18 protein-coding genes and 1 pseudogene are annotated in these 18,611 nt (G+C 69.8%); 12 read left to right on the top strand and 7 right to left on the bottom strand.

The window, feature by feature from the left end:
- The first annotated feature begins 233 nt into the window (after positions 1–233).
- Positions 234–1,298: an ATP-binding cassette domain-containing protein gene (locus tag PUR56_RS05980; protein WP_329948135.1), complete on the top strand. Its 1,065-nt coding sequence runs from the start codon at positions 234–236 to the stop codon at positions 1,296–1,298.
- A gap of 1 nt (position 1,299) precedes the next feature.
- Complete coding sequence (locus tag PUR56_RS05985; protein ID WP_329879702.1) at positions 1,300–2,157, top strand: ABC transporter permease; 858 nt, start codon at positions 1,300–1,302, stop codon at positions 2,155–2,157.
- A gap of 142 nt (positions 2,158–2,299) precedes the next feature.
- Here the strand turns inward: PUR56_RS05985 and greA are convergent, their stop codons facing one another.
- A complete protein-coding gene (greA, locus tag PUR56_RS05990) occupies positions 2,300–2,800 on the bottom strand; it encodes a transcription elongation factor GreA (RefSeq protein WP_329879703.1) in 501 nt (166 codons plus the stop codon).
- 314 nt (positions 2,801–3,114) lie between these two features.
- Positions 3,115–3,525 carry a DUF4307 domain-containing protein gene (locus PUR56_RS05995; protein ID WP_329879704.1) on the bottom strand — a complete coding sequence of 137 codons (411 nt, stop codon included), beginning with the start codon at positions 3,523–3,525 and terminating at the stop codon, positions 3,115–3,117.
- A 242-nt stretch (positions 3,526–3,767) separates the two neighbouring features.
- On the opposite strand from PUR56_RS05995, the gene mca reads away from it, so the two are divergent.
- The 3 genes and pseudogenes from mca to PUR56_RS06010 all read left to right on the top strand — a co-directional run.
- A complete protein-coding gene (mca, locus tag PUR56_RS06000) occupies positions 3,768–4,673 on the top strand; it encodes a mycothiol conjugate amidase Mca (RefSeq protein ID WP_329948136.1) in 906 nt (301 codons plus the stop codon).
- 49 nt (positions 4,674–4,722) lie between these two features.
- Positions 4,723–4,914 carry a hypothetical protein gene (locus tag PUR56_RS06005; RefSeq protein ID WP_329879706.1) on the top strand — a complete coding sequence of 64 codons (192 nt, stop codon included), beginning with the start codon at positions 4,723–4,725 and terminating at the stop codon, positions 4,912–4,914.
- A gap of 46 nt (positions 4,915–4,960) precedes the next feature.
- A pseudogene (locus PUR56_RS06010) lies at positions 4,961–5,119 on the top strand (DUF255 domain-containing protein); the annotation flags it as partial.
- A 158-nt stretch (positions 5,120–5,277) separates the two neighbouring features.
- Here PUR56_RS06010 and PUR56_RS06015 read toward each other — a convergent pair.
- Positions 5,278–5,844, bottom strand: coding sequence for a Uma2 family endonuclease (locus tag PUR56_RS06015; RefSeq protein ID WP_329948138.1), 567 nt, complete (start codon positions 5,842–5,844; stop codon positions 5,278–5,280).
- Positions 5,845–6,053: 209 nt separating this feature from the next.
- Between PUR56_RS06015 and PUR56_RS06020 the strand changes: the two genes are divergently transcribed.
- On the top strand, positions 6,054–6,587 hold the full coding sequence (locus PUR56_RS06020; protein WP_329948139.1) for a Uma2 family endonuclease: 534 nt from the start codon (positions 6,054–6,056) through the stop codon (positions 6,585–6,587).
- 266 nt (positions 6,588–6,853) lie between these two features.
- Positions 6,854–7,714, top strand: a complete 861-nt coding sequence (locus PUR56_RS06025) for a hypothetical protein (RefSeq protein WP_329948140.1) — start codon at positions 6,854–6,856, stop codon at positions 7,712–7,714.
- Between the two features lie 18 nt (positions 7,715–7,732).
- Here PUR56_RS06025 and PUR56_RS06030 read toward each other — a convergent pair whose 3' ends face one another.
- Positions 7,733–8,599, bottom strand: a complete 867-nt coding sequence (locus PUR56_RS06030; RefSeq protein WP_329948141.1) for a toll/interleukin-1 receptor domain-containing protein — start codon at positions 8,597–8,599, stop codon at positions 7,733–7,735.
- 970 nt (positions 8,600–9,569) lie between these two features.
- On the opposite strand from PUR56_RS06030, the gene PUR56_RS06035 reads away from it, so the two are divergent.
- The 3 genes from PUR56_RS06035 to PUR56_RS06045 all read left to right on the top strand — a co-directional run bounded on the left by PUR56_RS06035 (position 9,570) and on the right by PUR56_RS06045 (position 13,476).
- Entirely contained in the window at positions 9,570–11,642 is a 2,073-nt protein-coding gene (locus PUR56_RS06035) for a thioredoxin domain-containing protein (protein ID WP_329948142.1), read from the top strand.
- Positions 11,643–11,696: 54 nt separating this feature from the next.
- On the top strand, positions 11,697–12,620 hold the full coding sequence (locus PUR56_RS06040; protein WP_329948143.1) for a GNAT family N-acetyltransferase: 924 nt from the start codon (positions 11,697–11,699) through the stop codon (positions 12,618–12,620).
- A 97-nt stretch (positions 12,621–12,717) separates the two neighbouring features.
- Entirely contained in the window at positions 12,718–13,476 is a 759-nt protein-coding gene (locus tag PUR56_RS06045; RefSeq protein WP_329948144.1) for a sterol desaturase family protein, read from the top strand.
- A 10-nt stretch (positions 13,477–13,486) separates the two neighbouring features.
- Here the strand turns inward: PUR56_RS06045 and PUR56_RS06050 are convergent, their stop codons facing one another.
- On the bottom strand, positions 13,487–14,419 hold the full coding sequence (locus PUR56_RS06050; RefSeq protein WP_329879710.1) for a hypothetical protein: 933 nt from the start codon (positions 14,417–14,419) through the stop codon (positions 13,487–13,489).
- 264 nt (positions 14,420–14,683) lie between these two features.
- Between PUR56_RS06050 and PUR56_RS06055 the strand changes: the two genes are divergently transcribed.
- Positions 14,684–15,340 (top strand): papain-like cysteine protease family protein, encoded by a 657-nt coding sequence (locus PUR56_RS06055; protein ID WP_329879711.1) that lies wholly within the window; start codon positions 14,684–14,686, stop codon positions 15,338–15,340.
- Between the two features lie 9 nt (positions 15,341–15,349).
- Complete coding sequence (locus PUR56_RS06060; RefSeq protein WP_329948145.1) at positions 15,350–16,189, top strand: hypothetical protein; 840 nt, start codon at positions 15,350–15,352, stop codon at positions 16,187–16,189.
- A 96-nt stretch (positions 16,190–16,285) separates the two neighbouring features.
- Here the strand turns inward: PUR56_RS06060 and PUR56_RS06065 are convergent, their stop codons facing one another.
- Together PUR56_RS06065 and PUR56_RS06070 are read right to left on the bottom strand one after the other, a co-directional pair.
- Positions 16,286–16,942 (bottom strand): TetR family transcriptional regulator, encoded by a 657-nt coding sequence (locus PUR56_RS06065; protein WP_329948146.1) that lies wholly within the window; start codon positions 16,940–16,942, stop codon positions 16,286–16,288.
- Positions 16,943–16,950: 8 nt separating this feature from the next.
- Positions 16,951–18,573: an MFS transporter gene (locus PUR56_RS06070; RefSeq protein ID WP_329948147.1), complete on the bottom strand. Its 1,623-nt coding sequence runs from the start codon at positions 18,571–18,573 to the stop codon at positions 16,951–16,953.
- Positions 18,574–18,611: the final 38 nt, after the last annotated feature.

Genomic DNA, 18,611 nt, shown 5'->3' on the forward strand with positions numbered 1-18,611 from the left:
GGTGCCCGGGCAGGGGGGTGGGGCCCCGGGTGGGGTTCCCGTGGGGCTCCCGTTGTCAGTGGTGCGTGTCACCATGGCGGAGCGAATTCCCTTGCGCGATATATCGCGTTCTGCAAAACTCGCGATACATCGCGTCTTGTTGCCGTGCAGGCGAGAACCGAGTCGCTTGCGTGCCCTTATTCGGGGCAAAGTGGGACAGAACCGCTCAACCGTCCAAGGAGATGAGGCAGGCCATGGCGCCAGCCATCCAAGCCGAGAACCTGGTGAAGACCTTCGGCGACGTACGAGCCCTGGACGGCGTCAGCCTCGACGTCCCCGAGGGCACGGTGCTCGGGCTGCTCGGCCCGAACGGCGCCGGGAAGACCACCACCGTGCGCGTCCTCACCACCCTGCTCCGCCCCGACTCCGGCCGTGCCGTGGTCGCCGGGGTCGACGTCCTCAAGCACCCCAACGAGGTCCGCAGCCTGATCGGCCTCTCCGGCCAGTACGCCGCGGTCGACGAGTACCTCACCGGCTTCGAGAACCTCCAGATGGTCGGTGAGCTCTACCAGATGACCGCCCGCGAGGCGAAGGTCCGGGCGCTCGAACTGCTGGAGTGGTTCAACCTCACCGAGGCCAAGGACCGGACCGCCAAGACCTACTCCGGCGGCATGCGCCGCCGGCTCGACCTCGCCGCGGCCCTCGTGGTCCGCCCCCCGGTGATGTTCCTGGACGAGCCGACCACCGGCCTCGACCCGCGCAACCGGCTCGCCCTGTGGGAGGTCATCGAGACCCTGGTCGACCAGGGCACCACGCTGCTGCTCACCACCCAGTACCTGGAGGAGGCCGACCGCCTCGCCCACGACATCGCCGTGGTCGACCACGGACGGGTGATCGCGCGCGGGACGGCCGACCAGCTCAAGGCGCAGATCGGCGGCGAGCGGATCGAGGTCGTGGTGCACCGGCCCGACCTGGTCGCCGACGCGCTCGCCGCGCTCTCCGGGTACGCCCAGGGCGAGCCGACCGTGGAGCGCAACACCCGCAGGATCACCGTCCCGGTCAGCGGCGGCGCCCGGGTGCTCGCGGACGTGATCCGCGAGCTGGACACCCGCTCGATCGAGATCGACGACATCGGCCTGCGCCGTCCGACCCTGGACGACGTCTTCCTCTCGCTCACCGGCCACGCCACCGAGGCCGAGAGTGAGGAGAACGGCGCCGCGGGCAAGGGCGGGGCCGGCCACGGCAAGGGCCGCGGCGGACCGGCCGGGAGCGGCCCGGGCGCCGACAAGCAGGCCGTCACGGCCGGCAAGGAGCTGTGAGATGACGACGGCCACCCAGCACGCCATCGGCGGGGCGGTACCCAAACAGCGCCGCGGAGCGGCCGCCACCCTGCACGACTCCTGGGTGGTGGCGAAGCGCAACCTGCGGCGGATGTCCCGGATACCCGAGATCGTGGTGTTCGGCCTGATGCAGCCGGTGATGTTCGTCCTGCTGTTCTCGTACGTCATGGGCGGGGCGATCCAGATCCCCGGGACGCAGTCCAGCTCCTCGACGTACATCCAGTTCCTGATGGCCGGCATCTTCGCCCAGACGGTCACCTTCGCGACGGCCGGCGCCTCCGCCGGCATCGCCGAGGACATGTCCAAGGGCCTGGTCGACCGGTTCCGCTCGCTGCCGATGGCCCGCTCGGCGGTCCTGGTCGGCCGGACCCTGGCGGACCTCGTCCAGACCGCGTTCACGCTGGTGGTGCTCGCGCTGGTGGCGCTCCTGGTGGGCTGGCGGATCCACGAGGGCCTGCTGTCCGCGCTGGCCGCGTTCGGACTGCTGCTCCTGCTCGGCTACGCCTTCTCCTGGATCGGCGCACTGATCGGTCTCTCGGTGCGCAGCCCCGAGGCGGCCACCTCGGCCGGGCTGATCTGGCTCTTCCCGCTGACCTTCATCTCGAACGCCTTCGTGCCGGTCAGCTCGATGCCCGGCTGGCTGCAGGGGATCGCCTACTGGAACCCGTTCAGCGCCACGGTGCAGGCCTGCCGGAACCTCTTCGGCAACCAGGTGGGCCCGGTGGACGACGCCTGGCCGATGCAGCACGCGGAACTGATGTCGGTGCTCTGGTCGCTGGCGATCATCGCGGCGTTCTCGTGGCTGTCGGTGCGCAAGTACCGCTCGGCCGTGGGCTGACCCGCGGCGCGGCCCGTGGGCGGGTACGCGCGAGGGCGGCCGTGGCTCGTGCCACGGCCGCCCTCGTCGGCGTTCTGCGGGGGTCGGCCGGCGCCGGTCGGACGGGTGGTCCGGTCCCGGGGCCGATGCCGGTCGGAAGGGGTCAGCCGGCGTAGGGCTTGACCTCGACGATCTTGACCATGGCCCGCTTGCCGTTCGGCAGCTCGTAGGTCGCCTCGTCGCCGATCGTCTTGCCGTCGATCGCGCGGCCCAGCGGGGACTGCGGCGAGTAGATCTCCAGGTCGTCGTCGCCGGCCACCTCGCGCGAGCCGAGCAGGAACTTCATGGTGTCGTCCGTGTCGCCGTCGAAGGCGACCGTCACGACCATGCCCGGAGCCACCACACCCGAGTCGGCCGGAGCCTCGCCGACCTTGGCGCGCTCCAGCAGCTGGGTGAGCTGGCGGATGCGCAGCTCGTACTTGCCCTGCTCCTCCTTGGCCGCGTGGTAGCCGGCGTTCTCCTTGAGGTCACCCTCTTCGCGCGCCGCCTCGATCTTCTGGGCGATCTCGATGCGCCAGGGGCCGGTCAGGTGGTCCAGCTCGGCCTTGAGCTGGTCGTAGCCGGACTGAGTGAGCCAGGTCACGTTCTCGCTGGTCTGGGTCACGGGTGCTCCTCGTAGGTGCTGGGGCTGTGCTGAGGGTGTGAGTCGTCAGCGCGTCTGGTGGTGCTGATATCGGTCTTAACTACAAAGCAACGCCCGCTCCCGTACCAGCTGGTGCGGAAGGGGCGAAACCACGAGCCTAACAACTCCCACCGACAAGCGGGAGGGCCGTTGGCGCGTCATTGACGACGACATTGCGCCGAGATGTACAGCAGCGGTGCGCGACTCCTCTACGGATGCCCGCTCTCCAGATCGAATATGCGCTCCGGGTGGCCGGCGCCGCCAGTGACTACCGGGGGCCGGCCCTCCGCGGGCGGCTACGCGGGGGTGCAGCCGAGGAGCTCGGCGGTGGTGCCGCGGGAGGTGGTCCGCAGACTGACCACCGCGTCGTAGCCGGAGCCGTCCGCCGGTACCGGGAAGTCGGCCACCCCGACCACCGCGCCGTTCTCGCCCTGCGAGCGGACGGTGCAGCTGCCCGCGGTGCCGTCGCTCTTGCGCACCGACAGGTGCAGCTGCATCTCGACGTCGGAGACCGCCTCGAAGGACGGCACGGCGCCGTTGATCTTCGTCTCGCGGATCAGGTACGAGGCTCCCAGCCACGTGACCAGGCCCAGCGCCAGCACTCCGCAGACCGCGCCGATCACCTTGAGCCGCCGGTCCGCCTCGCGGTCGCCGCGCCGTCCGTAGCGCCCCTCGGGCAGCTGCGGCGTCCTGGTGCCTGCGGTCATCGGGCTCAGTCCTCTCGTGGGGAGGGGGCCGCGCGGGTGGTGCGGGGGAATGCGGTGCTCCTCCAGTCCGTCACTATAGGAGGGGCACGCCCACGGCCGGTCCGGCGGGGGCGGGGCTCGGCCGTGTCGGCGACAGGTGCGGCGGCCGGTCCCGCGGTGACGCGGTCCCGTACCGAGCGGCTCAGACGGTGGGCAGACCGGCTTGCGCGGGACGCCCAGACATTGTGGAAGGAACGCACGCGTTGACTGAGCAGTTGCGACTGATGGCGGTGCACGCCCACCCGGACGACGAGTCCAGCAAGGGCGCGGCGACCATGGCCATGTACGTCGACCAGGGGGTGGACGTGCTCGTGGCCACCTGCACGGGAGGGGAACGCGGGTCGGTTCTCAACCCCAAGCTGCAGGGCCGGCCGGAGATCGAGGAGAACATCCACGAGGTCCGGGCCAAGGAGATGGACGAGGCCCGCGCGATCCTCGGGGTCAAGCAGGCCTGGCTGGGCTTCGTGGACTCGGGCCTGCCGGAGGGCGACCCGCTGCCCCCGCTCCCCGAGGGGTGCTTCGCCCTCCAGGACGTCAAGGACGCGGCCGAACCGCTGGTCCGCCTGATCCGGGAGTTCAAGCCGCAGGTCATCACGACCTACGACGAGAACGGCGGCTACCCGCACCCCGACCACATCATGACCCACAAGATCACCATGCTGGCCTTCGAGGCCGCGGGGGACCCGGACGCCTACCCGGACGCTGGTGAGCCCTGGCAGCCGCTGAAGGTCTACTACAACCACGGCTTCCCGATGGGCCGGATCCGCGCGCTCCACCAGTACCTCTCCGACAACGGCCACGAGTCCCCCTACGGCGAGTGGATCGCCGGCTGGGAGAAGAGCGGCCGCAAGGAGCGCGAGATCACCACCCGGGTCCGCTGCGACGACTGGTTCGAGACCCGGGACCGCGCGCTGATCGCGCACGCCACCCAGATCGACCCGGACGGCCCCTGGTTCCGCGTCCCGCTGGAGGTCCAGCGCGAGGTCTGGCCCACGGAGGACTACGAGCTCGCCCGTACCCTCATCGACGTGGACCTCCCGGAGGACGACCTGTTCGCCGGCCTTCGCACGCCCAGCCTGACGGCCGAATCGGCCGACACGCGCGACTGAACCACCCCCCGACGGCCCGGCTCCCCGTGAGCCGGGCCACCATAGAGATATGAGCGCCTCCGTGAACCTCACCCACCTCGCCGCCGAGCTCGCCGTCGACGACGCCAAGGTCACCCCCGGCCTGCTGGGCTTCGTGGTCTTCGCCGTCCTCGGCGTGGCCACCTGGTTCCTGGCCAAGTCGATGAACCGACAGTTCAAGAAGGTCGACTTCGTCGAGCAGCCGGAGGCCTCGAAGGAGTGAGTCCGGCGCCCGTCCGCGCGCCGGCCCGATGCGCAAGGATGGGGGCATGCCTAACCGCCTCGCCGACGCGACGTCCCCGTACCTGCTCCAGCACGCCGGGAACCCCGTGGACTGGTGGCCGTGGGGCCCCGAGGCGTTCGAGGAGGCCCGCCGCCGCGGCGTGCCGGTCCTGCTGAGCGTCGGGTACGCCGCCTGCCACTGGTGCCAGTGACTTGACACAACCAGGTAGTTCTGACGTGGGGCGTTTCCAGAAAGTAGCGGCATGGACGCGCATGGTGAGCGGTTGGGGGGTGCAGACGTCTGAGCTTGACACCAGCTGGCCGCCTAGCCCGAGGCCGGCCAGTCACGCGTCCGGAGGGCGGGTCAGATCACGCTGAGGTCGATCTCGACCGCGAACGGAGCGGTTGTTCTGATCGCGCCCGTGAACACGTCCGCGTCGCGGTAGGACCGGCTCGCGGGGTCGAGGACGTAGGTGTAGACGAGAGGGACGCCGTTGGCGGTCTGCTCGATCCGCCAGTAGAAGGCGATGCCGGCCTGGGCGTACTGATCCACCTTCACGATGCGGTCGGTGGTCTCCGAACCCGGTGACACGACCTCGACGACCAGGAGGACGTGCTCCGGGCGGGTAGGCGTGATGTCGATGGTCTCGGCCCGGTAGACCACGACATCGGGCCGTCGGTTGGTGAGTGGCACGTCCTGCAATCGGACATCGAAGTCCGTGTCGGCGTTCCAGTCCGGACCGGCGGCTGCATCCAGGGCATTTGCCAGGATCCGGGCCAGGCGGTTGTGCCGCTTGGACGCACTCGGGCTCACGACGACCATCCCGTCCACGATCTCGATACCCGCGCACTGCTCCTCGGACCAGGAGTCGTACTCGTCCGCGGTGATCTGGTGGTGCATCCACTCGGGAGCGACCATCTCGGCGGTCATCGGCGTACCTCCTCGGGACTCGACGGGCTCGGTGCTGCTGGGCCCAGCGTACTGTTCTGCGACTCCGGGACGCTGCTCTGCGGATCGGATGGTCCACCCGTGGCAGCGTGTTGTCGTGGGCCCGTACGGCTCCGGGCGCCAGGGGCCGAAGGACGACTGGAGGGATCCGCCGATGAGCGTCGACTCGGTCATGCACACAGAAGGTGGTCATGACCCCGCGGAGCGAAGAGCACTTCAGCACGATCAAGTCGATACAGATCGACTCCTGCGCCCTGGGTCGACACGTCAAGGGCATCTCCGACGTCTGCATCGACTTCCCGGCCGACGAGAACTCGGCACCGGACGTCGTGATCCTGCGGGAGGGTGCGCAACGGCAGGGCACGCGCCACGTGTTCGAGGACGTGCTGCTGATCGCCAAGGTGGTGTCGGCCTCCTCCGCTTGCAAGGACTACGACGACTGCACCGCGAAGTACGGCCGTTACGGCATCCCGGTCTACGTGGTGGTGGACCCGTACGCCGCAGAGGTCGTCGTCCACACCCAGCTCACCGGCTCCGGCTACATCGCGGCCCACACGCGCAAGTACGGCTCGGGCAAGCTGCCCATCGAGCTGGCCGACGGACGCAACTACACGTTCGACCTGGACGAGCTGCCCCGGCCCAGGCAGACGCCAACTGACGCACGGCATGCGACGTCCATTTACAGCCGCTTGGAAGAGCCGAACTCGATTCGCAGCTTCGCCTGACGGCTGTTGCCACCTTTGTAACGCCCGACTAGTGAGTAGCATGCACCTGCGGAACTCGATGCTCGGGAGCGTCACGCGACGGGCCTCGCCTGCTCAACGAGGGGACAGATCCGGGCAAGTTATATGTATCAACCCAAAGATGGATAGACATCCCATGCATTGGGCTTAATCGGTCTAGTGTGGTCCATCTTTGAACATGATTGCGCGAAACTGATCACTTCAGATCTTTCGCTGAACAACGCCATCAAGGCCTGTACGGTCTTGGAATGATCACTAATGGAGGAGTTCCAGAGGGCGCGCCCACTCCACGCCTCGTCTATGTCACTCCAAATATCGCAAAGGACTTGTTGTCCAGAGCCATGGTAAATCGGCGTCTGGACTGGGGGCAAGTTGATTTCTTGGTTGATTCAATAATCCGCGATGAGTGGCAGTTGACGCACCAGGGAATCGCGCTTGACGGGCCGCTTGAGGCAGGGTGCCTACTGGATGGTCAGCACCGCTTGAATGCCATCATCAAGGCTGGCATCCCTGTGTGGATTTACGTATTCGAAGGGCTTCCGCGAACTGCATTCCCTGTACTCGATACAGGGAAGCGCCGTAGTGGTGTGGACACACTTTCTTCCACTGGTGAGAAATATCTCCCTCTGCTTCACTCCACTATTCGCCACGTTCTCCTGTTCAAGGCCATGCCTGACTCCTCGTGGACCGGGAATGGGGCTCGAATCGCGAACGGCCGGATCCTGGCAGGATACAACGAGGACAGTGAAATGTATCGAGAAGCTGTGGTCGCAGGACGCGATATTTCGAAGCACGTGTTCGCGAGCCAGACTGCAGCGGCGGTAGGCTATTTCGTCACGACCGAGGCTGCTCCCGCCGTGAAGGTTGGCAGCTGGATCGAAGGACTGACCTCGGGTGCAAACCTCGAAGTGGGAGACCCGCGACTTGCCCTGCTCAAGGTTCCCCATATTCAGAGGCGCGGTCCCAGGCGTCGGTATTCCATGCGTGAGCAGGTGGCCCTGTATATCAAATCCTGGAATGCGTGGGTCCAGGAAGAAAAAATTGACAATCTGCGTTTCAGGAAGACGGAGAAGATGCCAGTTCCCGTGGAGGCAAGGTTTGACCGGTGAATCTAAAATTGCGCCGCGCTAAGAAAATCTGGAAGCGCTACGGATTATCACGACACCCGACTCTCCTACTACAACCACGGGCCTGTCCAAAGACTTGGCTACCCGCTCGATGAAATCACGCGATAGTGAGGCGCTGGCGCCCTCCGAGTGGCGTGCTGTGATGTTCACTACTGAGCTTTCCCATGTGGACCTGAGTACCCGCCATCCTATCTTTGCAAATGACAAGAGGATGAACTCCTCCTCGCTGATGCGCCGGCTCCGCGATAGTTTTTCCTCAACTTCAGTTGCGTTTCCATCCATATCTGCCTGGCGATACTCTTGATTCCGAACTAGCAAGAGGACCTCTTCCAGCATCTCCGCCTCGGACCGCTTGACCGAATGCCGCACGCCTTCATTGGGAGAGGTGCTGCGGATATCTTGGAGGTTTATTTCCAGCTCGGGCCAGCTCCGTGCGAACGCTCGATCTAAGCGATCCTCCGCCACCGCCCTTCCTGTCGATGCTTTATTCATGTCGCCAATGAGCTTCCTGACGTCGTCTCGACTGTCGCCAACGGTTGCCTGGAACTGTGCGAGAGGGCCAGCCAGGTCTGCTATTTTCATGTCGATAAGAAATGGGACAACGTGTGCAATTTTGAATTGCTTGGCCAGTGAGCCGGCCTCAAAGTTGATCCATTTTGACGCCTCGTTCTCTGGAGTTATGCATACGATCCCAAAGTCTGTCGAGGCGAGCTCGTGAGTGATCTCATTAATTCCCCTCCCTCCTTTGGCGATATCTTGAGTGGAAACCCATGGATCAATCTCTTGAATGACATCTTGCAACCAGGATTTCAGGCACTCGGCGACTCGCCTTGAGCGCTCCCCGGACCAGCTCAGGAATACCTTCATGAACAATCCTTTCCCCTTGGGATTATTGCAAATCTTGCAGGCCAGCTATTTGGGTCACCTTGTAGAGCTCAGTAGGTATTCCTGTTCTTCTTTCAAGGCATCGTACGACTCGCGGACGTACGACAGGAAGCTGCTTCCTGGATGGCGGACCAGCGTGGAATTATTGACACCGGCGTTGTCCCAGTCCGCCAGAAGGGCGTCGTATGATGCTGCATGGGCACAGAAGTCGAGTACCACCGCTGGCATTTCTCTTTCGATGATAAGATCTCCGCGTGCGGTAACGATGTCCCTTATTTGGCGAGCTCTCGGAGCGAAAACCGTTTCGACCCAAATGTGCCATCGCATCGACATTGACTCCGACATTTGGCTCTCCGTTGGGTCCCCCGAATTCACTGGAAAGTGCGCCCTTCGATACTCTCTCCATGCTCGTTCGTTGGTCTCCGCCAGAACAAGAAGTGGGCCATAGAGATCTTTTAGCTGGCTACTGACCCAATCGATTCGTGATTTCCTGAGGGACCTGCGAACTTCTCCTCGGTGATTCAGCCAGTAAGCCATGACCGCAATTAGAATGCTAGCTCCGGCCGTCACGATTGATGCGATCAATGCAGCCTCCATGGTGTTGCTTCGCGTGATGTCCAAGGGCAGCCGTAAGTAAACCTATTGCGCCAATCGTCTGAAAATATTATTTTTATTTCCACGTCCTGCAATGCGGCCGAGGTGGCCCTTCTGTGGTAGCTGGCGAGGGTAAGCCTCAATTGATCCGCTTTGGTGTGATAGTCCATCCAGACGGACGGCAGTCCGTCTGGATGGACGACCCGACCACCTGATCGGTTTGTCCATTCCCCTACGGTTGGCCGGGCCATCCTGACTTCCGTTACCGGGAATGCCTGACGAGTAGAGGGGCGCCGCGCCAGCCTCCATGTCTCCGTGTCGCTTGACCGTGGCACCTGAGCGTGAGGGACCATGTAGCATGCCGAACCGACTTGCCGACGCCACGTCCCCGTATCTGCTGCAGCACGCAGACAACCCCGTGGACTGGTGGCCGTGGGGCCCCGAGGCGTTCGAGGAGGCCCGCCGCCGCGGCGTGCCGGTCCTGCTGAGCGTCGGGTACGCCGCCTGCCACTGGTGCCACGTGATGGCGCACGAGTCCTTCGAGGACGAGGGCGTCGCGGCGTACGCCAACGAGCGGTTCGTGGCCGTGAAGGTCGACCGCGAGGAGCGGCCGGACGTCGACGCCGTGTACATGGAGGCGGTGCAGGCGGCGACCGGGCAGGGCGGCTGGCCGATGACCGTCTTCCTGACCCCTGACAAGGAGCCGTTCTACTTCGGCACCTACTTCCCGCCCGAGCCGCGGCACGGCATGCCGTCCTTCCGGCAGGTGCTGGAAGGCGTGCACGCGGCCTGGCGGGACCGGCGTGACGAGGTCGGCGAGGTCGCCGCCCGGATCCGGGCCGACCTCTCCGAGCGGGCGTCGGTGTACGCGGTCGGCAGCGGCGTGCACCAGCCGCCGGGGGAGACCGGCCTGCACGAGGCGCTGGTCGCGCTCAGCCGTGACTTCGACGAACGGCGCGGCGGGTTCGGCGGGGCACCCAAGTTCCCGCCGGCCATGGTCGTCGAGTACCTGCTGCGCCACCACGCCCGGACCGGTTCGGAGGCGGCGCTGGAGATGGCCGTCCGCACCGGCGAGGCGATGGCCCGCGGCGGCATCCACGACCAGCTCGGCGGCGGGTTCGCCCGGTACGCGGTGGACGCCGACTGGGTCGTCCCCCACTTCGAGAAGATGCTGTACGACAACGCGCTGCTGCTCCGCGCCTACCTGCACCTGTGGCGGGCCACCGGCTCCCCGCTCGCCCGCCGCACCGCACTGACCACCGCGGACTTCCTGCTGCGCGAACTGCGCACCCCCGAGGGCGCGTTCGCCTCCGCGCTGGACGCGGACAGCACGGACCCGGCGACCGGCCGCTCGGTCGAGGGGGCGTACTACGTGTGGACGCCCGCCCAGCTGGCCGAGGTGCTGGGGGACGCGGACGGCGGGTACGCCGCCGAGCTGTTCGAGGTGACCGGCGCGGGGACCTTCGAGCACGGGGCCTCGGTGCTCCAGCTGCTCGCCGACCCGGCGGACGACGCCGCCCACGAGCGCGTCCGGTCCCGGCTGTTCGAGGTGCGGGCCGCCCGGCCCGCACCCGCCCGGGACGACAAGGTGGTCGCCGCCTGGAACGGGCTGGCCGTCGCCGCCCTCGCCGAGACGGGCGCCCTGCTGGACCGGCCCGACCTCGTCGAGGCCGCCGAGCGTGCCGCCGACCTGCTGCTCGCCGTTCACCTCACCCCCGACGGCCGGCTGCTGCGCACCTCGCGCGACGGCCGCCCGGGTCCGAACGCGGGCGTGCTGGAGGACTACGCCGACACCGCCGAGGGCTTCCTCGCCCTGTTCGCCGTGACCGGGGAGGCCGAGTGGCTCCAGCTGGCCGGCGGGCTGCTGGACACCGTGCTCAAGCACTTCGCCGACGGGACCACCGGGGCGCTGTTCGACACCGCCGACGACGCCGAGGAGCTGATCCGGCGTCCGCAGGACCCGACCGACAACGCCACCCCGTCCGGCTGGACCGCCGCCGCCAACGCCCTGCTCACGTACGCCGCGTACACCGGTTCGGCACGTCACCGGACCGCGGCCGAGCGGGCGCTCGGCATCGTCGGCGCACTCGCCCCGCGCGCTCCCCGCTTCATCGGCTGGGGCCTGGCCGCCGCCGAGGCCCTGGCCGACGGGCCGCGCGAGGTCGCCGTGATCGGGTCGGCCGGCGACCCGGCCACCGCCGCGCTGCACCGGGTCGCCCTGCTGGGTACCGCACCCGGCGCGGTGGTCGCGCTCGGCGAGCCGGGAGCGGGCAGCGACGAGGTGCCGCTGCTGGCCGACCGACCGCTGGTGGGCGGGGCGCCGGCCGCGTACGTCTGCCGGCACTTCGTCTGCGACGCGCCGACCACCGACCCCGCGGTGCTGGCGGAGCGGCTGGGCGCGACGGCGGAGGCGGGCGGCGCGCCCTCCTGACCGTGCCCCGGAAATCGGGTGGTGCGCGGACGAAAGGGCGGGCGAAGATGGTCCATGGCCTGGACCCTGAGCACCTCCGTCGACGAGTTCCACACCCGCGCGGGCGGGTCCCTCGCCGCGAGCCCGGCCCGGAACACCGTGCTGCTCACCGTGACGGACCGGCTGAGGGAGCGCGGTCCGCACTACTACGGCGGGGACGCGCCGGTCTTCGGCTGGTGGTGCCCCGAGCCCGGCGGGCCGGTCGGCGGGGCCTTCCTGCGAACGCCCCCGTTCGCACTGCGGCTCGGGGAGATGCCGGTGTCGGCGGCCGGCGAGCTGGCGGCCGAACTCGCCGCCGCCCGGACCGGAGCGGGGGCGGCGATAGGGGCTGCGGTCGGGGCCGGTTCGGCGGACGTCGTCGAGGTCGCCGGGAGTGACGCGGCCGTGGCGGCGTTCTCCGCGGCCTGGCAGGCCGCCACCGGCGCCACCGGGTCCGTCCGGACCAGGGAGCGGCTCTACCGGCTCGGCGAGCCGACCGAACCGCCGCGTCCGCCGGCCGGCGGCGCCAGGCTTGCCGACCCGTCGGACCGGCAGCTGGTGATCGAGTGGCTCGGACGGTTCGTGGTCGAGGCCCGGCTGGTGGCCTCCGGCGTCGCGACGCTCGCCGACGACCGGATCGCCGCCCGGCAGCTCCACCTCTGGGAGGACGGGGGGCGCCCGGTGGCGCTCGCCGGGCACAGTGCGGTGATCGCCGGGATGTCCCGGATCGGCCCGGTCTACACGCCGGGCGACCACCGCGGACGCGGCTACGGGAGCGGGGTCACGGCGGCGGCCTCGGCCCACGCGCTGGGGCTCGGTGCGACGGAGGTGCTGCTGTACACCGACCTCGCCAATCCGACGAGCAACTCGATCTACCAGCAGATCGGCTACCGGCCGGTGGAGGACTGCACCGTGCTGGAGTTCCGGGGCCGGGCGGCCCGGCGGGCCCGCGTAGCCTGAGCGGCGCCGCCGGCCGGTGCGGACGGGGGAACCGCCCGTCCCGGGCCGGCGTCCGATCCGGACGGGGCGGCCGCCACGGCCGCCGGGGGAGGTGGCCGTGACGGTGGACGGGTTGCTCGAACGGGCGGGCCGGCTGGGCCCGGGGGAGGTGGTGGCCGGCGCGCTGGCCGGCAACCTCGCCCTGTTCGCGGTGGCGCTGGTCGCCGGGAGCCTGCTGGTCCGCCGCTTCGGCGACCGGCGGGTGGCGCCGGCGCCCCCGCCGCCGGACCGCCGCGAGTGGCTGCTGACGGCCACCGCCGTCCTTCTCAACTCCGGTGTGGGAGTGGCCGGCTGGGCACTCTGGCAGCACGGTCTGCTGCGGCTCTCGGCGGACACCGGTCTGCGGGCGGTGGCCGAGCTGCTGCTGTTCTCCCTGGTGATGGACGCCCTGATGTACGCGGGCCACTGGCTCGCCCACCGTCGCCGGCTCTACCGGCTGGCCCACGAACTGCACCACCGCTACCCGGACCCGCGCCCGTCCACGCTCTTCGTCCTGCACCCCCTGGAGGTGCTGGGCTTCGGCGGTACCTGGCTCGCGGTGCTCTGCCTCTGGGAGATCTCCGCCCTGGCGCTGGCCGGGTACGTCGTGGTCAACCTGGTCTTCGGCCTGCTCGGCCACCTGGGCGTGGAGCCGTTCCCGGCCCGGGCCCGGCGGCTCGCGGTGTTCCGCTGGGTGGCGCTGCCGATGTTCCACGCGGGCCACCACGTCGACCCCGGGGTCAATCTGGGCTTCTACACCACCGTCTGGGACCGGCTGTTCGGCACCGTCGACCCCGCCTACGACACCCGCCGCACGGCGGAGAACCCGGCGCCGTGAAGGGAGGCGGCTACTCCCAGTCCCACCGGATGCCCAGCAGGCACGGCCGGAGCGCGGTGGCCACCAGATGGACGCAGCGGTGGCCGTCGAGCGTCAACTCCTCGCTCTCGTAGGACTTCTCGCCCGGGGCGCGGCGGGCGAAGCGGCGGCAGCGGACGGGGAGCGCGGCGGGGTGGAAGGTGATCTGGAGGACGTACTGCCCGGCCCCGGAGTTGAAGCCCCGGACGTACTCGCAGCTGGGCGTGGGTGACGGCGCGTCGTCGAAGCCGTAGCCGAGCAGGTGGGTGTCACCGGCCCGGAGCCGGCGGTCGAGGAGGAGTTCGGCGACCAGCAGGTCGTGGGTCTGGTCGCGCCGGATCCGGCCCGGGCGGCAGTTCTCCTCGGCCCTGACCCCGACCCGGGTGATGTCGCTGCCGGGGTCGCCCTGGTGGATGGCGAGGTAGCGGTCGATGCCGTCGCGGTGGGCGCGCAGGGCGTGCTGGGAGTCGCGGCGGACCAGCTGGCGGTCGGCGCCGATCCGGATCCGCTCGATGTGGGTGATGGTGTGCAGCCCCGTGTCGCGCGGTCCGGCGATGGTGGCGAGCAGGTCGTCGACGGCGGCGGCCGGGGCGATCAGGTCGCGGTAGGGGCGGACGGGAGGGCCGGCCGGGCCGTCGGGGGTGGTGCGCCGAGGTCCGAGCAGCCGGGTGAGCGAGTGCTCGGGGAGGTCCAGGACGTCCTCCAACGCTCGTACCGCGCGCAGGGATTCGGCCCGTTCGGGGCGTCGGTGGCCCTGCTGCCAGTAGCTGAGGCTGGTGACCCCGATGTGGACGCCGCGCAGGGCGAGGTGTTCGCGGACGCGGTGCAGGGCGAGGCCGCGGGTGGTGATCGCGGTCCGCAGGGCGAGGTGGAACGGGCCGGTGCGCAGGGCGGTGGCGAGGTCGGGGTGGTCGGTCCGCTGCATGGCGGCCTCCTCGGGTGGCGGACGGGGCGGGTCCGGCTGGTCGTGAATATTCACATGTGGAAGGGGGTTTGTCACCGGTCCGGGCGTTCCGGGCGGGGGTTGCGGGGCGGCGTTCACACCGGGAACGGGGCCGTTCACACCCGGGTCGGCGGACCGCCGGGGGCGTTGACCGGCCATGTCAACGGCGCGATGCTCATGGCGCGGATCCGGACCGCACCCCCACAGCTCTCGACTCCTCTGCCTGTCGCAAGGAGGAAATCCCCCATGTCAGTTCCACGGACACGCCTGCGCCGCGCCGTCGCGGTGCTCGCGCTCGGCGTCCTCGGTCCGGCGCTCAGCGTCGCGGCCGTCACCCCGGCCCAGGCCACCCCCACGGCCCTCGCCGGGACCGACCAGATCCGGCCCGCCGCCGCGCCGGGTGCCACGGCCGACCTGGCCGGCACCTTCAAGAAGCTCAACATCACCATGCAGCAGCAACAGCAGACCAACTGGTGCTGGGCGGCGAGCGGCAACACCATCGCGACCTGGTACGGCTACACCTACAGCCAGAACCAGTTCTGCAACGCCGCGTTCGGCCGCTCGGCGAACTCCAGCTGCCCCAACAACCAGGCCACCCTGGGCGACGTGCAGACCGGCCTGCGCTGGGTCGGCATCAACCCGGGCTCCTACGTCACCGGCTACCTGCGCTACAGCACGGTGCAGACGGAGGTGAACGCCAACCGGCCGATCGAGACCCGGATCCAGTGGAGCTCGGGCGGCGGCCACATGCACGTGGTCTACGGGTTCGACACCTCCAACAACTGGGTCTACTGGGGCGACCCGTGGCCGTCCAACACCCGTTACAACTGGGCGGACTACAACTACTACGTGTCGAACGGCACGTTCTCCTGGACCCACTCCCTGTACCGGATCGGCGCGTGAGGGGCGACCATGACCAGCATCCGTAACGTCGCCGCCGGCGTCCTGCTGGCGGCCGGGATCGGCCTGGCCGTCGCTCCGGCGGCGTCCGCGGCAGAGCCCGCACAGGGCCCCGCTCCCGTCTCCGCCGCCGAGCTGGCCCAGGCCAGGAGCGCGGTGCAGAGCCCCGCCGTGCTCGACCAGTTGGGGCGCTTCTTCGCCCGCAAGGGCGTCCCGCCGACCAAGCAGCTCACCATCGGCGCCGCCGAGGAGGCGCGGGCCGCGAGTGCGGCGGCCCCGCGGCTGACCGGCGAGACCGTGCCGGTCTACACCCTGGACGCGGCGTTCGTGGCCGGCACCCCGGGTGCGGCCGTGGCCAGGGCGGAGTTCACCGCGAGCCGGGTGGTCTCGACCGACGGGCAGGTCGCCTCGGTCTGGACCGTGAAGGAGGGCGGCGCCTGGCGGGTCGTCAACATCGCCTCCGGCGGGGACGAGAACGACTACGCGGCGCAGGCCGCGAGCACCGGCGGCGGGACGGCGTTCCGCGAGCCGCAGCTCAACGCCTGGTACGTGCTGCGGGACGGCCGGGTGCTCCCGCTGGACGACGAGGCCCGCGGCTCGGTGGGCGACTCCGGGGTGACCCTGGCGGCGTACCGGCAGCTGGTCCGGGAGCGGTACGGCGACAAACTGCCCGGCTCGGCGTACGACCGGGCGGGCAAGGGCGGCGGCTACCGCCCGGACGCGGCCGGTGAGCCGGCCGGGAGCGGCGGGAGCGTGCTGCCCGCCGCGACGGCGACCGCGGCCCTGAGCGTCACCGCTGTCGCGGGCGCGGGCCTCGCGTTGCGGCGGCGGGTGGGAGTCCGGCGCGGGTAGCGCCGGACCGAGGCGGCGGGGCCCGGCACGGCGACCGGGCCCCGCCGCAGGCCCGGGCCCGTCCGGGCCCCGTCCGGGCCCCGTACGTCCGGGCGCCTAGAGCTCGGTGAAGCCGCTCTCCATGATCGCGAAGGCGCGGTCGACCAGCTCGGCCATGTCCTCGGTGCCGCCGCTCTCGGCCCAGCGCAGGACGGCCTCCGTGGTGGCCGCGCCGAGCGAGGCGGCGGTGATCCGCATCGCGAAGGTCGGCTCCTGGACACCGGCCCGCCGCATCAGCACGGTGAGGTAGAGCTGCTGCGGGTCGTTGGCGCTGTCGCGCATCCGGGCCCTCAGCGCGGGGACTTCGGTGACCAGCCGCATCCGGACGAGGAGTTCCTCGCGCTCGTCTCGGACCAGTGTGCGGATCAGCCCGGTGAGGGCCTCCCGGCAGGAGCGCAGGAACGGTTCGTCAGTGGGCCGTGCCAGCAGGGCGGCGATCATCGCCGGGTCGTACTCGTCGGTGAGGACGACGTCCTCCTTGGTGGCGAAGTACCGGAAGAAGGTCGACTGCGAGACCTCGGCGGCGTCCGCGATCCGGTCCACCGTGGTGTTCTCGTAGCCCAGTTCGGCGAAGAGCCGGTACGCCTCGCGGCGGATCGCCCGGCGGGTCTTCAGCTTCTTCCGCTCGCGCAGCGACAGCGGCGCCGCCGGCATCGCCTGGACCGGATCGTCCGGGCCCGCCGGGGGTGCCGCTGTCGGCTGCGCTGCGCTCATACCTTCGATTATCCGTGATCGGCCGCGGGCGCGGCGGACGGTCCGGGACCGGTGCCGGGGCCGTCGGCGGCGGGCTCACCGGTGACCGCTCCGCCGACGGAGGGCTCGGCGGGCCCGGTGGGCTCGACGGACGGCATCCGGAGGGCGACCAGAACCGCCGACAGCACCGCGACCACCCCGGCGGTCAGCAGCACCGCCGTCATCCCGTGGACGTAGGCGGCGTGCGCGGAGGCGGCCAGTGACGGGTCCCCGGTGGAGGCGGCGACGGCGTCGGCGGCCACCACCGACTGCCCGGCCCGGTCCGCGGCGCCCGCCGGGAGCCCGGTGGTGTCCAGCGCTCCCCGGTACGAGCCGGCCAGCAGGCTGCCGAAGAGCGCGACCCCGATCGCCCCGCCCACCTGACGGAAGGTCTGGAGCAGCCCCGAACCGACGCCGGCCCGGGCGGGCGGCAGGGTGAGCAGCGCGGTGGCCTGGGCGGTGATGATCGACAGGCCCATGCCGAACCCGAGCAGGACCAGCCAGACCGCCGCCGGGCCGTAACCGTCGGAGGCGTCCGTCCGGCTCCCGATCAGCAGGGCTCCGGCCAGGACGGCCAGCCCGGCGGTGATCACCGGCCGGTGGCCGGTCCGGGCGACCAGCTTGTCGCTGAACCGGGCCGCCACCATCAGGCCGAGCATCATCGGCATCAGCCGCAGGCCGGTGCCGAAGGCGTCGGCGCCGAGCACGCTCTGGAAGTAGAGGGGCAGCACGAAGAAGGCTCCGTACAGCACCAGAGAGACCAGGGTCGCGGCCACCACCGACCAGCGGAAGGTGCGGTCGGCGAGCAGGGTGAGGTCGAGCATCGGGTCGGGCCGGCGCCGGCTGCGCCGCACCAGAGCGGTGAGCGCGACCAGCGAGCCGCCGATCGTGCCGAGGACCAGGGGGTCGGACCAGCCGCGCTCGGGGCCCTCGATGATGCCGTAGGTGAGCGCCGCCAGGCCGCCGGCGCCGAGCAGGGTGCCGAGCAGGTCGATCCGGGGTGCGGCGGGGTTGCGGGTCTCCGGCAGCAGGATCAGGCAGGCGGTGATGCCGATCGCGACCAGCGGGAGGTTGACCACGAAGATCGCGCCCCACCAGAAGTGCTGGAGCAGGAAGCCGCCGATCAGCGGACCGAGCGGGGTGCCGACGGCGAGGGCGGCGGCCAGGACCGCGGTGGCGCGGCGTTGCTCGGCGGCCGGGAAGATCCCGGGGATCACCGCCATGGACATCGGCATCACCAGCGCGCCGGCCAGGCCCATCGCGGCGCGCGCGGCGATCAGCGTGCCGGGGCTGTCGGCGAGCATGCCGACGGCGGAGGAGAGGCCGAACAGCGCGAGGCCCAGGGTGAGGACGAGGCGTCGGCCGAAGCGGTCGCCGATCAGCCCGGCGGGGAGCATCGCCGCGGCGAAGACCACGCTGTAGGAGTCGACGATCCACTGCTGCTGCCCGGTGGTGGCCTCCAACTGGGAGGCCAGGGTGGGCAATGCCACGTTGAGGACCGTCATGTCGAAGCTGATCACCAGGACGCTGAGGGCGACGGCGACGAGCGCGAGCCAGCGCCGCGGGTCGGGCCCGGGCGGGGCCGGGGCCCGGTCGGTGGGCGGGGTGGTCACGGACAACCTCCGGAGACCTGGAAGATGGTCGCTGTCAA

This window comes from Streptomyces sp. BE303, assembly GCF_036290945.1.
GTDB lineage: Bacteria > Actinomycetota > Actinomycetes > Streptomycetales > Streptomycetaceae > Kitasatospora.